This is a genomic window from Marinomonas rhizomae (assembly GCF_003315485.1).
Classification (GTDB): domain Bacteria; phylum Pseudomonadota; class Gammaproteobacteria; order Pseudomonadales; family Marinomonadaceae; genus Marinomonas; species Marinomonas rhizomae.
Genome location: NZ_QNSE01000017.1, coordinates 1 through 14176, shown reverse-complemented (window position 1 = coordinate 14176; position 14176 = coordinate 1). Strand labels below are relative to the sequence as shown.

At 44.4% G+C, this 14176-nt stretch carries 15 protein-coding genes and 4 tRNA genes; 6 read left to right on the top strand and 13 right to left on the bottom strand.

The features are described from left to right. Positions 1 to 167 precede the first annotated feature (167 nt). From rplA to DFP80_RS18360, 12 genes are all read right to left on the bottom strand, one after another. The gene (gene rplA, locus DFP80_RS18415) at positions 168 to 869 is read right to left on the bottom strand and encodes a 50S ribosomal protein L1 (RefSeq protein ID WP_113918276.1); all 702 of its coding nucleotides are present in this window, start codon (positions 867 to 869) and stop codon (positions 168 to 170) included. Continuing rightward, positions 869 to 1303 carry a 50S ribosomal protein L11 gene (gene rplK / locus DFP80_RS18410; protein ID WP_113918275.1) on the bottom strand — a complete coding sequence of 145 codons (435 nt, stop codon included), beginning with the start codon at positions 1301 to 1303 and terminating at the stop codon, positions 869 to 871. Before rplK ends, rplA begins: the two co-directional genes overlap by 1 nt. 49 nt (positions 1304 to 1352) lie before the next feature. Beyond that, on the bottom strand, positions 1353 to 1886 hold the full coding sequence (gene nusG, locus DFP80_RS18405; protein WP_113918274.1) for a transcription termination/antitermination protein NusG: 534 nt from the start codon (positions 1884 to 1886) through the stop codon (positions 1353 to 1355). A gap of 9 nt (positions 1887 to 1895) precedes the next feature. Beyond that, the gene (gene secE / locus DFP80_RS18400) at positions 1896 to 2264 is read right to left on the bottom strand and encodes a preprotein translocase subunit SecE (RefSeq protein WP_072841851.1); all 369 of its coding nucleotides are present in this window, start codon (positions 2262 to 2264) and stop codon (positions 1896 to 1898) included. A gap of 40 nt (positions 2265 to 2304) precedes the next feature. After that, positions 2305 to 2380: transfer RNA gene (locus tag DFP80_RS18395), tRNA-Trp, on the bottom strand. Positions 2381 to 2496: 116 nt separating this feature from the next. Continuing rightward, positions 2497 to 2572 (bottom strand) — tRNA-Thr (locus DFP80_RS18390). A 2-nt stretch (positions 2573 to 2574) separates the two neighbouring features. Next, positions 2575 to 2649: transfer RNA gene (locus tag DFP80_RS18385), tRNA-Gly, on the bottom strand. A 3-nt stretch (positions 2650 to 2652) separates the two neighbouring features. Then, positions 2653 to 2736: transfer RNA gene (locus DFP80_RS18380), tRNA-Tyr, on the bottom strand. Between the two features lie 74 nt (positions 2737 to 2810). Beyond that, complete coding sequence (locus DFP80_RS18375; protein WP_113918273.1) at positions 2811 to 3515, bottom strand: SPOR domain-containing protein; 705 nt, start codon at positions 3513 to 3515, stop codon at positions 2811 to 2813. Next, entirely contained in the window at positions 3512 to 4246 is a 735-nt protein-coding gene (locus tag DFP80_RS18370; protein ID WP_113918272.1) for a type III pantothenate kinase, read from the bottom strand. Before DFP80_RS18370 ends, DFP80_RS18375 begins: the two co-directional genes overlap by 4 nt. Next, positions 4230 to 5183: a biotin--[acetyl-CoA-carboxylase] ligase gene (locus tag DFP80_RS18365; protein WP_113918271.1), complete on the bottom strand. Its 954-nt coding sequence runs from the start codon at positions 5181 to 5183 to the stop codon at positions 4230 to 4232. Before DFP80_RS18365 ends, DFP80_RS18370 begins: the two co-directional genes overlap by 17 nt. A 113-nt stretch (positions 5184 to 5296) precedes the next feature. Beyond that, the gene (locus DFP80_RS18360; protein WP_113918270.1) at positions 5297 to 6487 is read right to left on the bottom strand and encodes an alpha/beta hydrolase; all 1191 of its coding nucleotides are present in this window, start codon (positions 6485 to 6487) and stop codon (positions 5297 to 5299) included. A 150-nt stretch (positions 6488 to 6637) separates the two neighbouring features. Here DFP80_RS18360 and DFP80_RS18355 point away from each other — a divergent pair, with 150 nt between their 5' ends. Both DFP80_RS18355 and DFP80_RS18350 read left to right on the top strand, forming a co-directional pair. Then, a complete protein-coding gene (locus tag DFP80_RS18355; RefSeq protein WP_241560308.1) occupies positions 6638 to 7021 on the top strand; it encodes a GNAT family N-acetyltransferase in 384 nt (127 codons plus the stop codon). Between the two features lie 136 nt (positions 7022 to 7157). Continuing rightward, complete coding sequence (locus tag DFP80_RS18350; protein WP_113918268.1) at positions 7158 to 8501, top strand: GH1 family beta-glucosidase; 1344 nt, start codon at positions 7158 to 7160, stop codon at positions 8499 to 8501. 92 nt (positions 8502 to 8593) lie between these two features. Here the strand turns inward: DFP80_RS18350 and DFP80_RS18345 are convergent, their stop codons facing one another. Beyond that, positions 8594 to 10225, bottom strand: a complete 1632-nt coding sequence (locus tag DFP80_RS18345; protein WP_241560309.1) for an OpgD/OpgG family glucan biosynthesis protein — start codon at positions 10223 to 10225, stop codon at positions 8594 to 8596. Between the two features lie 474 nt (positions 10226 to 10699). Between DFP80_RS18345 and DFP80_RS18340 the strand changes: the two genes are divergently transcribed. The 4 genes from DFP80_RS18340 to DFP80_RS18325 all read left to right on the top strand — a co-directional run. Beyond that, on the top strand, positions 10700 to 11935 hold the full coding sequence (locus DFP80_RS18340; RefSeq protein ID WP_113918266.1) for a uracil-xanthine permease family protein: 1236 nt from the start codon (positions 10700 to 10702) through the stop codon (positions 11933 to 11935). A 187-nt stretch (positions 11936 to 12122) separates the two neighbouring features. Further along, positions 12123 to 12626, top strand: coding sequence for a sigma-70 family RNA polymerase sigma factor (locus tag DFP80_RS18335; protein WP_113918265.1), 504 nt, complete (start codon positions 12123 to 12125; stop codon positions 12624 to 12626). 4 nt (positions 12627 to 12630) lie between these two features. After that, positions 12631 to 13569: a FecR family protein gene (locus tag DFP80_RS18330; protein ID WP_113918264.1), complete on the top strand. Its 939-nt coding sequence runs from the start codon at positions 12631 to 12633 to the stop codon at positions 13567 to 13569. Between the two features lie 106 nt (positions 13570 to 13675). Further along, positions 13676 to 14176 (top strand): STN domain-containing protein (locus DFP80_RS18325; protein WP_181799892.1); only part of this gene is annotated, 501 nt, incomplete at its 3' end.

Genomic DNA, 14176 nt, shown 5'->3' with positions numbered 1-14176 from the left:
GTACTTGCTGGTGAGTTAGATCCAAGTATATCTGAATCGGGCCACACCATCTGCGCAGGACAAACATTTTTCAACGTTGTTATTAAACCATAAGGTTCCTGCGGTCTTTGACGGCCTGCTCAACAAACTAATGAAGGCAGACCCCAAAGCTCATGATCTAAACGTACTTACTTAGCAGAGCTAAGCGCGCCTAGATCAATTTGTAGACCAGGTCCCATTGTAGAAGACAAGGTCACTTTTTTCAGGTAAACACCCTTAGAAGACGCAGGTTTAGCACGACGCAAGTCGGCCAAAAGTGCTTCTAGGTTACCTTTGATAGCATCCGCAGCAAACTCAATAGAGCCAACAGCCGCATGAATGATACCATTTTTATCTGTACGGTAACGAGCTTGACCTGCTTTTGCATTTCGCACTGCAGTAGCAACATCAGGTGTTACTGTGCCAACTTTCGGGTTAGGCATTAGACCGCGTGGACCTAGAACCTGACCTAGCTGACCAACGATACGCATCGCATCTGGAGATGCAATAACCACATCAAAATCAAGGTTACCGGCTTTAACTTGCTCAGCTAAATCTTCGAAACCAACAACATCTGCGCCAGCTTCTTTCGCAGCTTCTGCATTTGCACCTTGCGCAAATACAGCAACACGAACATCTTTACCTGCACCGTGAGGCAATACTGTAGAACCACGAACAACTTGATCAGATTTACGCGGATCAACGCCTAGGTTAACAGACACATCGACAGACTCTTTAAACTTAACAGTAGAAAGCTCAGACAATAGAGCAACAGCTTCTTCTACAGAGTACAACTTAGTTGCTTCTACTTTTTCAGCGATCAAGCGAGCGCGTTTAGTTAATTTAGTCATTAGTTAACACCCTCAACGTCTAGACCCATAGCGCGTGCACTACCAGCAATGGTACGTACAGCTGCATCCATACTAGAAGCAGTCAAATCAGCCTGCTTAGCAGTAACAATCTCTTCTAGTTGAGCACGAGTAACCGTACCAACTTTTTGAGTGTTAGGACGTGGGGAACCACTCTTCAAACCAGCTGCTTTTTTAAGCAAAACAGCGGCAGGAGTAGACTTAGTTTCAAATGTAAAACTACGATCACTGTATACAGTAATAATAACTGGCGTTGGAAGACCCGGCTCAACACCTTGAGTTTTCGCATTGAACGCTTTACAGAATTCCATAATGTTCACACCGTGCTGACCCAATGCTGGACCAACTGGTGGACTTGGGTTCGCTTGACCCGCTTTAACTTGTAGCTTGATATAAGCTTGGACTTTCTTAGCCATTTTTCAACTCCAATTGGGTCACTGCCCGAAGGCTACCCGTTCAACAAAATCAGGCTTTTTCAACCTGACTAAATTCCAAATCAACTGGCGTAGAGCGCCCAAAAATAAGCACCGCCACTTTGATTCGACTTTTATCGTAATCCACTTCTTCCACAACACCGTTGAAATCAGCAAACGGACCTTCATTTACACGAACGACCTCACCCACTTCAAACAAAGTCTTAGGACGAGGCTTATCAACACCATCACTAACACGCTGCAGAATAGCATCCGCTTCGCGACTTGTTATTGGCGAAGGCTTATCAGCCGTACCACCAATAAAGCCAAGCACGCGCGACGTTCCTTTAACTAAATGCCAAGAGTCGTCATTCATATCCATTTGCACTAACACGTAACCTGGATAGAATTTTCTTTCACTCTTGCGCTTTTTACCATCTCGGATTTCGACAATTTCTTCAGTCGGCACCAAGATGTCACCAAAATTTTCTTCCTGCCCCATAACCTGCACTCGCTCTATCAGCGAACGCATTACGTGCTTTTCGTACCCTGAGTACGCTTGTACTACATACCATCGTTTGGTCACGAGCAACTCCTAACTAATTACCGAGGAAACGATCCAACCAAGGAACGAATCCACCCCCCATAGCACGAGAGACATAAAAACAACAACCGCTAATACTATTAAGGTTGTTTGCATGGTTTCTTGCCTAGTTGGCCACACAACCCTGCGAATTTCAGTTTTAGCTTCTTTTGCCAAAGTAAAAAAAGCCTTACCTTTCACAGTCTGTAACGCAACAAAGCCAGCAACACCAGCCAACACCAAGATAGCGATTAAGCGATACAATAGTGACTCAGCAGAATAATAGTTATTACCAATCACGCCTACCGCAACTAGCAGAACAACAATTGCCCACTTAAATACATCTCCGCGAGACGCTTGAGCTTCAGTACTCGAACTCATACTTCAGGTGATCCCTAACTAAGAAATAGGATACGAAAGATGGCAGGCCAAGAGGGACTCGAACCCCCAACAGCCGGTTTTGGAAACCGGTGCTCTACCAATTGAACTATTGGCCTACATTCGTATGGGCGAAGGATGATACCTGAACAAGCTAAATCTAGCAAGGGTATCTGCCCAAAAAACAGACAATAAAAAAGGCGGTCAAACCACCTATCTTTTGCATTGGAAATGCTGGAGCTCATGAGCAGATTTGAACTGCCGACCTCACCCTTACCAAGGGTGTGCTCTACCAACTGAGCTACATGAGCATTGGAGCGGGTAGCGGGAATCGAACCCGCCTCTTCAGCTTGGAAGGCTGAGGTAATAGCCACTATACCATACCCGCAATTGGTGGAGGGAGGTGGATTCGAACCACCGAAACTTTCGTGGCAGATTTACAATCTGCTCCCTTTGGCCACTCGGGAACCCCTCCACTTACTCAGCGCTACAACGCAACACCCCAAAAGGTGGGAGCCATTATATGAATCGTCTTGCCAATTGCAAGCACTAGCAAGGATTTTTTTCTACTTTTATCATCATCTTGGTAAGATCGAAGCGTGCCATAAACCGTTCCCAGTCTTTTTCATCCACTGGCTGCGCAATATCAATCTGCTGAAGCGAGACATTTCTCATATGCTCATAAACATCAACATCATATCCTGATACATCTTGTATGCGCTTTTTCGCCTGCTCTGCTCGCTCTTTTGAAGAGTACAAACCCAGCGAAATTCGATTCTTCATTTCAGCACGATTAATAACAAAGCTATCAATGGATTTAGAAGCAAGCTCTTTTACTATACGCCCCGCAATGGCTGGCGTTTCCGGCGCGGCAATATAAAGCCAAAATTTTGGCCGCTTCCCTGTCACTTCTCGATCTGTGTAAGCCCAATCAAAACTTTTCAGCACTTGAATAATCTGTTTCTTGTCCTCATCTCGCTCGGCCTCTAAGCGTGGGCAAAATAATTCAGGCGAATCTTCATAAGCTTCATCGACCACCTTACTGAGCGCTTCTTCAAGACTTTCGTTAGTTGCCATTCCGGCAACATAATCTTCCCCAGTTACTGCTGACGGCTCTGAAAGCAAATGAATTTTCTCACTGACCGGTGGTCCATAGATGGGCTCTTGATTCTTTTCCTGCTTATCTTGAACAAAACTATGCCAACTCAAAAACGCCGCATTAAGCAGCACTATAAAAAGAAATAGCCACTTCATTTATTGCCTCTTAGCTGCTCATCGCCAACTAGCCTTGCACCCAATGCCACAAGATTGGGCTGACATTCCAATGAAACACCCAAGGAGTCCAACAACTCTTGTGCATCCCCTCCAGTCACAACCCATTTAAATTCTGGATAACGATGATAAATACGCTCTAGAAAACCCAATACCATTTCGCGCCCACCTTCGACTACGGCTCGAGCAGTAGAGTTAGGCAAACCTTGACCCGTAACGACTTCATCAGTGCCGTAACGAATTCTAGCGGTTTTAGACAGGAGCGCATCTTCCATCATCGCCAACCCAGCGGCGATATATCCACCGAGATGAACCCCTTCTTTGTTGACCACATCCACTTTTATTGCAGTTCCTGCATCCACCACAACGACATCACTTTTTACCAAGTGATGGGCAGCAATCACACCAAGCCATCGATCAATCCCCAGTCGCTCTGGCTCAACATAAGCATTACTTACCCCGCAAGCAAAAGCCTGACTCGTCAACGTCACCCAATCGCTTTGCGGAAATTCCGCTTGAATATCTGCGTGCAACAACGCGCTCTGCTCTTTCGACCTCACACTGGCAAAGTAAATCACCTCAGGCACAAAACCAGATTCTGTCGGGCAACCGTCTCCACGCTCAACCCACAACACTTGCTCACCTTCAAATGCAGTGAATTTGATACTAGTATTGCCGGCATCAACAATTAAAACCCTAGACACGACGGACACTAATTTCTCCTCCATGAAGAGCCACAAGCTCACCATTTTCTTCTAGAAGCAACGCACCTTTTTGATCTATCCCTCGCGCAATACCTTGACGCTGTTGAGAAACCGTACTGACAGTAACCGTCTGATTAAATAAAACATCGTATGCCTGCCACTGGTATTGGAAGTGCTTCATACCATTGCCATCTTCAAACAACTGACAAATATCGATCAGCTCTTTAGTTAATTCAGCCAAAATAACATTTCGACTCGGTCGAGCTTTAAGGCGAGAAACAAGATCTGTCCAAGGCTGATCGACGAGAGTCATAAAACCATCATCCATTTCAACATTAAGACCGACACCGATAATCACGTGACAAACATCCTGATCTGCCACCATCTCCAATAAAATGCCACAAATTTTCTGCCCATCGACCTGTACATCATTCGGCCACTTCAGCCCTGGGTTCGGAATACCAACCTTTTTCAATACCCGCGCCACCGCAACACCTACTGCGAGGCTCAATCCTTCGACTACATTTGGTCCGTTATCAAAGCGCCATGCAAATGAAAACGTAATATTTTTTGCGACACCTGACTCCCATTGACGCCCACGACGTCCTTTACCTTGCGTCTGACGTTCAACCGAAATCACCACAGGCAATGACTTACCTTGAGAAATATACTGCTTAGCATCGCCGTTGGTTGATTCGGTCTCAAACGCTAATTTAATAGCCACATCATTGGGCACACCACTTTTACGCAGCGCACTTTCAGACAACAACTCAACTGGTGCCGGTAACCGATAACCTCGACCTTTCACGGAATGAACAGTCACACCAATGGACTCTAGCTTTTTAAGCTTTTTCCAAACTGCGGCGCGGGTCACGCCTAATGCAGCCCCCAATTCTTCACCAGAGTGAAATTCATTATCACTAAGTAGGGCCAAAACAGCTTGCATTAATACTCTCCAACTTCATCTCTTATCTCATTCGCTCCTAGCATCAGATCAATACCTGATACTTATTGAAGCCATGTTTGCCGAGTAAACTCTTTTATAAAAAGAGCTTTTGTTTATCTATTTGCGCTTGCCTTGATAAAAAAAGCCATTTCTTGCATTAATCCATTGAAATTCGGGTTCCAAGATACTCTAGCGGCATGAGGACTATTTTTCGTCAATGCGTCAGAGCCTTCGCCAAACCAATTATCTTTGTCTTCTCGGCATTTTTGATACAAGGCTTCATCAGACAAATACCAGCCACAAATACGGTACTCGCCAACCGCTCCGTAATAGGCATTTTCAGGATTACCATGAACCGCCATATGCGACAAACCTAGTATTCTAGCCTCAGGCCAATTGGTATTATAAACCTTGACACGATCCGTATTGGCACTCATTTGATCTTTACTGTAAAGCACCATTTGACTCTTGGCTCCTATCATTCCCTCGTCAAAAACCCTTTCTGATATAGACGCATCTACCGTCTGATCGTCTGCAGACAAGGCAATAAACACAGGCAACTCTTTCGGGTTATCCAGTATTAAATTACGTACTTCTTTAGACAATTTATACACCTGAGCAATAGCAGGCAAAGGAATTGACGCGTATTTAGCAAAATCATCGCTCGGATAATTGTCTAGCCAGTCTTTCACCATCGCCAACCAAGGTGACAACCAATCTATGCTACTGTTTACCTTAAATACAGGGGAAAACAAAATAGCGCCAGCAACTCGCTCTGTGTGCTGCCAAGCATATTCCGCAGCCAATGCACCACCGGTAGAAAAACCACCGACATACATCACATCAACGTCTTTACTGAACGCATTCGCGGCGTTTCGAAACGTGGCTCGCCAGTCATCACGAGAGACATCAAGAAGATCCTCTGATTTTGTACCATGGCCAGGCAATAAAACGACACGCACTTGAAAGCACGCCGCTTGTAGAGCATGCGCAGGGTCTCGCATCGAAAAAGGAGAATCAGACAAACCATGCGACAACAACACACCTATGCTCGCCCGCCCAGCGCAGCTCTCGGCATCGGGCAGCAACTCAAAAGGCAGAACCGCGGCGAGTTCCCTCGGTTTATCATCAGACTTAATCCATAACTTACGCTCATTTACATATTGCTCTGCACGTGCAATATAATGAGCAAATGATTCTTCTGGCTGATAAACAAATTGCGCTTGCTCTTCTGTCGCATGCCCAATTACAGAGACAGTTAATGCAAAAACACCCAAGCACCACAACGCTATTTTTTGCCGCACAATAATCCCCCGCGATCAATAACCCAATTGACCCAACACTCTTAGAATAGCTGATTATGCTATTATCAGGCACCAAGTCATTACATACATTCAACTATGAATACATCCTATCCTATCCCTGAAAAAGTTCCTTCGCTTTGGTTTCCTTTGGTGAAGAAATTTTACCAAGAGCATTATCCAAGCGGTAAACCAAATAAAGCGGACCCTATTTGGGTAATAAGGCAGAAAGGCAAGATCCTTTGTGCATTAAGGCTCAAGCAAACGACCAACGCTCAACTGCTCACCGGCATGGTGACAGAACCTAACCACCGACACCTTGGCCTTGGTAGTCATCTAATCAATAGCCTTCACCCCGTATTAGATGGAACTCCTACTTATTGCTTTGCACTGACACACCTAGTGCCTTTTTATAACGCAAATCATTTTACGAGTATCTCAGCAGAAATGTTACCAAAAGAGCTAGAAAGTCGCTTCAAGGCTTACACAACACAAGGTCGAAGCCTTACGCCAATGCGTTACATCGGGCGCCAATAAACACTTAAAAGACGCTTAAATAATCTTAAATAACTAAAACTCCCTTCTCATCGTTGACGCTTTTCTATGTCCTCCAGTACCTTTGAGCACAATACATTCCTTTGTAAAGGCAACTAATAAAGAGTCTGGGGACAACATGTCAATTACCTTACCATCAAATTCAAAAATGCTTAGTTCCAACTTTATCTTTGGCGTGGCCACTGCCTCCTTTCAAATCGAAGGCGCAACCATAACGGATAACAGACTGCCTTCTATTTGGGACACTTTTTGTGCAATACCTGGAAAAGTAAAAGACGCAGACAATGGTGAAATCGCGTGCGACCATTACCACCGATGGGAACAAGATATCCAGTTGATTAAAGATCTTGGTGTAGACGCCTATCGACTCTCTATTGCATGGCCTCGTGTCATGGATCAAAACGGCGAAGCCAACCAAGTCGGATTGAACTTTTATCGTAACCTACTTAAAAAGCTAAAAGCAGAAGGCTTAGCGGTATTCGTTACGCTTTATCATTGGGACCTCCCACAATATCTGGAAGACAAAGGTGGCTGGCTGAACCGAGAAACTGCTTACCAATTCAAACACTATGCTGATTTAGTAACCAAAGAATTAGCGGAATGGGTGGACAGCTGGGCAACCTTTAACGAACCTTTCTGTGCCGCGATATTGGGTTATGAGTTAGGCATACACGCACCGGGATTAAGCAAGCCAGAATACGGAAGACAAGCTGCGCACCACATTTTACTCGCGCATGGTCTAGCACTGCCAGTAATTCGCAAAAACGCGCCGAAGTCTCAAGTGGGCATTGTTCTCAATATGAACCGCTCCTACGCAGCCAGTGAAAAAGTCGAAGATCAATTCGCTTGTTTGATGCGAGAAACGCTAGACAACCAGTTTTTCATTGAACCTCTAATGAAAGGGCAATATCCGCAATTGCTCAAAACGGTCGCCCCACAATATTTGCCAACGATTCTACCTGGTGACATGGACATTATTTCTCAACCAATTGATTTCTTAGGCCTGAACTTCTACACCTGTAATCACAATACTTACGCTACTGATGACCTATTTAAGAATGTAAAAAACAGCCAAGCAGTTGAATACACAGACATTGGTTGGGAAATCGCCCCACACGCCTTTACTGAACTGTTAGTAAATCTGCACCAACAATATTCCTTACCTCCTATTTATATTACCGAAAATGGGGCCGCGTGTGCGGATCAAATCATTGACGGTGAGGTGAACGACGAACAACGTGTGCGTTATTTAGATGGCCATATAACCGCTGTGCACCAAGCTATAGAGAGCGGTGTTGATATTCGCGGTTATTTCGCTTGGAGTTTGATGGATAATTTTGAATGGGCAGAAGGTTACAGTAAGCGCTTTGGTCTAACTTACGTTAATTATCAGACTCAAGAAAGAACCATTAAACGCAGCGGATATGCCTACCGAGACTTTCTAAATAATCGCAAAAGCTAAAACTTTTAGAGGCAATTATTGAACAACTAAAAATGCCCGACGCATAACATCGGGCATTTTTATTGGTAAGAACAACAAATACCTTTAGAGAGTTACTTCAAATGACCTGCATTGTGAAGCTCTCTGTCTTTTTCTGCTGGCGGTGTCCACTGATACTGCCACGTTTCAGTCAGCGGCTGACCGTTGGCTTCCAAATGTACGGTTAAATTAATCGGCTTAGGCTCGCCTTTCGGCGGCACCAAATCAAACATCGCACGGTAACCATCAATCGAGTGCAATGGTCGAGCCGATTCGATTTCCACTCTACCTTCAGAAGAAGTAATCACCGCCTTCACTTTGGTATCATTGCCTAACATTGATAAAGAGCCACCCGCGAAATCAACCACAAAACGTTTGCTATAATACTGGCGTTTCTTACCAATCACGCCACCAATACCAGTGAATGTATCCACGACACGAGCACGATTAGATTGCACAGGAGGCTGGCTTCCCCAATACATATTGTAGCTATACAAAAGCTCTTGACCCGCTTCAACCGGCGCCGCAGGGTTCCAGAAAGCCACGATGTTATCGAAGGTTTCATCCAGCGTTGGAATTTCTACCAATTGCACAGAACCTTTCCCCCAGCTACCAATCGGTTCAATCCATAAACTTGGGCGTTTTTCATAGAACACACCGTCATCTTGATAGTGGTCGAAGTTTCGATCACGCTGCAATAAACCAAAGCCTTTTGGGTTGTCATCGCTATAAGCGTTGAATTGTAAGTTTTTAGGGTTACCGAGCGGACGCCAGATCCATTCACCATTACCCGTCTGCATTGCAAGCCCATCAGAGTCATGAATTTCGGCGCGCCAGTCATAATTAGTTCGACGGTCATTTTCACCGATCATAAACATACTGGTCATTGGTGCAACACCTAGACGCTCAACAGATTTACGCGGATAGATAGCTGAATCCACTCGCATTTTGAACGGTTCGCCTGGCGTCATATCAAAGCGATAAGCACCCGTCACACTGGGAGAGTCCATTAACGCGTAAACTGTAACCACATCAGAACCTGGTTTTGGTTTCTCTAACCAAAAATCGGTGAAAGTTGGAAACTCTTCTGGGTGAGGCATAGCCGTATCGATCGCCAAGCCACGAGCCGAAAGGCCATACTGCATTTCACTGCCAACCGCGCGGAAATAGCTCGCACCTAAAAAAGCAACAACATCGCGCTGCCAATCAGTCGCAAACTGCATTCTAAAACCTGCAAAGCCAAGGTCTTTTGGCAATTTTTCGCCCTCTACTCCTGACTTACCATAAGTAAATTCAGAAGGCATGTAAGGAATTGGTGTCGACTTACCATTTTCAAGCTCATTCATATGAATAGGCGTATCAAAACCCAACCCCAGATGGAAAAGCCCTGTACGAAACTCTGACGGTTGATCACGCCACAATGAAGCTTCTTTGTTAAATTGAATCTCTTGGTAATCATCCCAGTCCAAACTTTTTAAGCTCTCAGGCATTTCACCTTGATGACTTTCATAAGGCTTAGTGGCTAATTGACGAGCGTGACCTTTTAACCAAGCATAGCTAAAGTCTTCGCCTTTCTTAGGTTGAGCGATCGCCTGAGATGATTGTGGTGGTGCGGTCTGTGATTGAGCGGCACAAGCAGTAAGACTGAACAACACACCAACCGCCAATAACGACCTGCTCGCTAAACGTTGTACGTTACTAGACACATTTTTTTTCCGGGATTTTCGCAACACCTGCGACCCGATCAAGTAGGAATCCTTCATGGATTCTGAAAAACAATGAGGAAGCATAGAAGATGACCCTATCAGCTAAAAAGTTGATATCTATAGTAGCGAATTACAGTTGAGTCGAGTGTTCAGATAGAGTAAATATTTAATACATTTATATGGAAAATTTAGGACATCACCTTACAGTCGATCGAAAGGCCATTTCCAATCAAACCATTTTTCACTTCATCACACCATAAATAAACTAAAGCCTTCGTGTGGATAAGCAGCTAAGTTATTCACATTAAAACACTTAATTGTATTTAGCACAGGAATGAGCATCATTACGAAAGGCGTAGAAGCAAAAACACAACTTGATAGACTGAATTACCCCAACAATGATTGCCTCCTTCTGGCACTCACACCAACTTGCCTATAAAATCCCTGCACTTAAACCATTCAAGGATTCTACCTATGAAAAATGCCGTCTTAGGTATTCAAATGCTCTTTGTTGCATTTGGCGCTTTAGTGCTCGTCCCGCTATTAACAGGACTAGACCCCAACGTTGCGCTTTTCGGCGCAGGTGTGGGAACACTCTTATTTCAATTCACCACACGTCGCACGGTTCCAATCTTTCTTGCGTCTTCGTTTGCCTTCATCGCCCCCATTATGTATGGCGTTCAAACATGGGGAATTCCAGCAACCATGGGCGGCCTAATCGCAGCAGGGGTTGTCTACGTAGTTCTAGGTGGGATTATTCGCCTCAAAGGCGCTCGCTTTATTCATACCCTATTACCACCGGTTGTTATCGGCCCAATTATTATGGTAATTGGTCTAGGGCTAGCACCCGTTGCCGTCAATATGGCACTCGGTAAAGCTGGAGACATACAAGCCATTGATGCCAATATTTCTATATGGATTGCCCTTGCATCTTTACTTACTACGATTCTAATTAGTGTGTTCGCAAAAGGACTTTTTAAACTATTACCCGTTTTTGGCGGCATTATTGTCGGTTATATCCTCAGCTTATTCTTCGGTATCGTCAATTTTGACCCTATATACAATGCAGCTTGGTTTGCTATGCCAAACTTTAGCACACCAGAATTTAATATTAATGCAATCTTGTTCATGCTGCCTGTTGCGATTGCTCCGGCGGTTGAACACGTAGGTGACATACTGTCTATTTCCAACGTTACTGGAAAAGACTATCTTAAGAAACCGGGCCTACATCGCACGATCACTGGTGATGGTGTCGCGACCATAGCCGCTGCTATGGTTGGCGCTCCACCAAATACGACTTACAGTGAAGTCACGGGGGCTGTCATGCTTACCAAAGCATTTAACCCAGTCATTATGACGTGGGCAGCTATTGCGGCGATTATTCTTGCTTGGGTTGGTAAATTAGGCGCCGCTCTGCAAACTATTCCACTGCCTGTAATGGGCGGCATTATGATTCTATTGTTTGGCTCTATTGCGGCAGTCGGACTAAATACTCTAATTAAGAATCAAGTCGATCTTCATAAGTCACGTAACTTAATCATCGTTGGTGTCACTCTCGTCTTCGGTATCGGTGGAATGGCATTTGGTATCGGTGAATTCAGCCTACAAGGCATCAGCCTATGCGGTATCGTCGCAATCACTCTGAATCTAATTTTACCTAAGGACATCGGCGACAATCACATCGTCGACAACGCACAAATGGAAGACTAGTACTTTCCTAACAAAGCAACGCCATCTAAAACGACCCCAAATTGGGGCCGTTTTTTAATGACCCCACCACAGAAAATACACAAAAAACACCCACCCCAACCAAACATTAAGTTTTCTTAAATCTATTGCATATTCACTTCAGCCCTGTGATCATTAATGATAACCATTACTATTAAATAGTGACGCTATGAATAGAGACAAGCAACTCCAATTCACCGAGCTGTATGAAACACATCAAGGATGGCTAGCGAACTTTCTTAGAAAACGACTCAATTGCTCCCATAAAGCCGCAGACCTGATGCAAGACACTTATCTAAAAGTCCTTGTTAGTGGAAAAGTGCCACCAACGGAATACGCACGTCAGTATTTAACCCGAATAGCTAAGGGACTAGTAGTCGATCAATATCGTCGCTGGCGTATTGAACAAGCGTATTTAGAGTCCATTAGCCACCTTCCTGAAGAATATCATGCGTCACCGGAAAAACGTTTTGAAGTCATGGAAACCTTAATACACATAGATACCTTGCTACACAAAGTTCCAGAAAAGGCACGCCAAGCATTTCTACTCAGAAAGCTGGAAGGATTATCTTATTCAGAAATATCTCTTGAGTTAGGCGTCACCATTTCATCTGTCGAAAAATACATCGCTAAAGCATTACAAGCCTGCACCCTTGCCATGCTAGAGAGATAACATAATGCAACCAAACCAAATAGACATAGAGCGAATCCATCAAGCTGCCAACTTTATGGCAAGGTTATGGTCCGACACATCTTCAGAAAAAGATCAGCGCGCTTGCAATACATGGCGCACATCTGACCCAGCCAATGAAAAAGCATGGCAATGCTTAATACAGGCACAAGAAGGTTTTAATGACGCTCCAAAAGACGCCATTAGAATTATAGCCCGTAGTCGTAAAATGTCCCGCCGCCATATGCTAAGCATACTTGGGCTCTCGGCAGGCGGATTCATACTAGCTGGCAGCTACACCAAGAACCACATAATGAAGACTCATAGTAATTACAAAAATCTCGCCACCAGCACAGGAGAAATAAAAAGCCTGTCATTAGGCAGCAGTAACCGACTGGTTATGAACACAAAAACAACACTCTCTATGCCAACCCAAAACCAATTCAAACTCGATGAAGGCGAATTCTTTCTAGACGTCTCACAAGCAACGCCCTATCAGATCGAAACCACTGAAGGCATGATTTCTTTTCATCAAGGCCAACTCAACATCAGACACACAGATGACATCACTAGAATCAGTTTATTCTCTGGTCAAGACGTACAGCTAATTGGCAATAAAATGCAGAACTCACTCTCTATAAAGCCCGGACAAAGCCTATCTTTTACTGCCATCAATACACCCAACATTTCCACGACAAACCCAAACACTATTGGGTGGGTAACAGGAAAGCTCATGGCACAACGCATGCCTCTCACAGACTTTATTCACGAACTAAGCCGCTACAGAAAAGGCGTATTAAGAGTCGCACCAGAACTGAATCAATTGGCTGTTACGGGTGTGTTTTCGCTGAATAATACAGATCAAATATTGCAACAATTACAAGACACCTTGCCTATCAATATTTACCAATTAACCCCCTATTGGGTCAGCGTGACAGCCAGCTAAATAAAACCCACAAAAGAAAATGACAATTATTTTCATTTTCTTTTGTGGGTTTTCCCTTCTCATTCGGTATGAAAGGTATAGACACTCATTCAGCCGAGGACTTCAAGTGAAGCAGCAAAAGAACAGCACCTTCAAACCTTTGATGTTAGCTATACCATTAAGCGTTTACACCGCACTTTATAGCGTCACTCCCGCTATAGCAGCAGATAGCACAACTAAAGTAGATATACGCACTTATTCTATTCCTGCAGGCTCTTTAGATTCTGTTCTCAATCAATTTGCTTTAGCTGCTGACGTCAGTTTATCTATTAACTCTGCGCTCACCGCAGGTAAACGCAGCTCTGGACTGAACGGTAACTTCACTCCAAACGACGCACTGGCGAAAATATTGGCCAACACCAACCTCGTTGCTCAACAAAATCAAAATGGCAGCTACATATTGAAATCAGAACACAGCGACGATGGATTTAACCTTTCCACCATCACCATTGAGGATAATAACTCAACGTCAAACATGAGCGCCCGTGACCAAAAAGGCTACGACGACGTTTATGACAGAAACTCATCAACGGCCTATGTCGGGAAAACAGAATTAGAGCGATTCAAA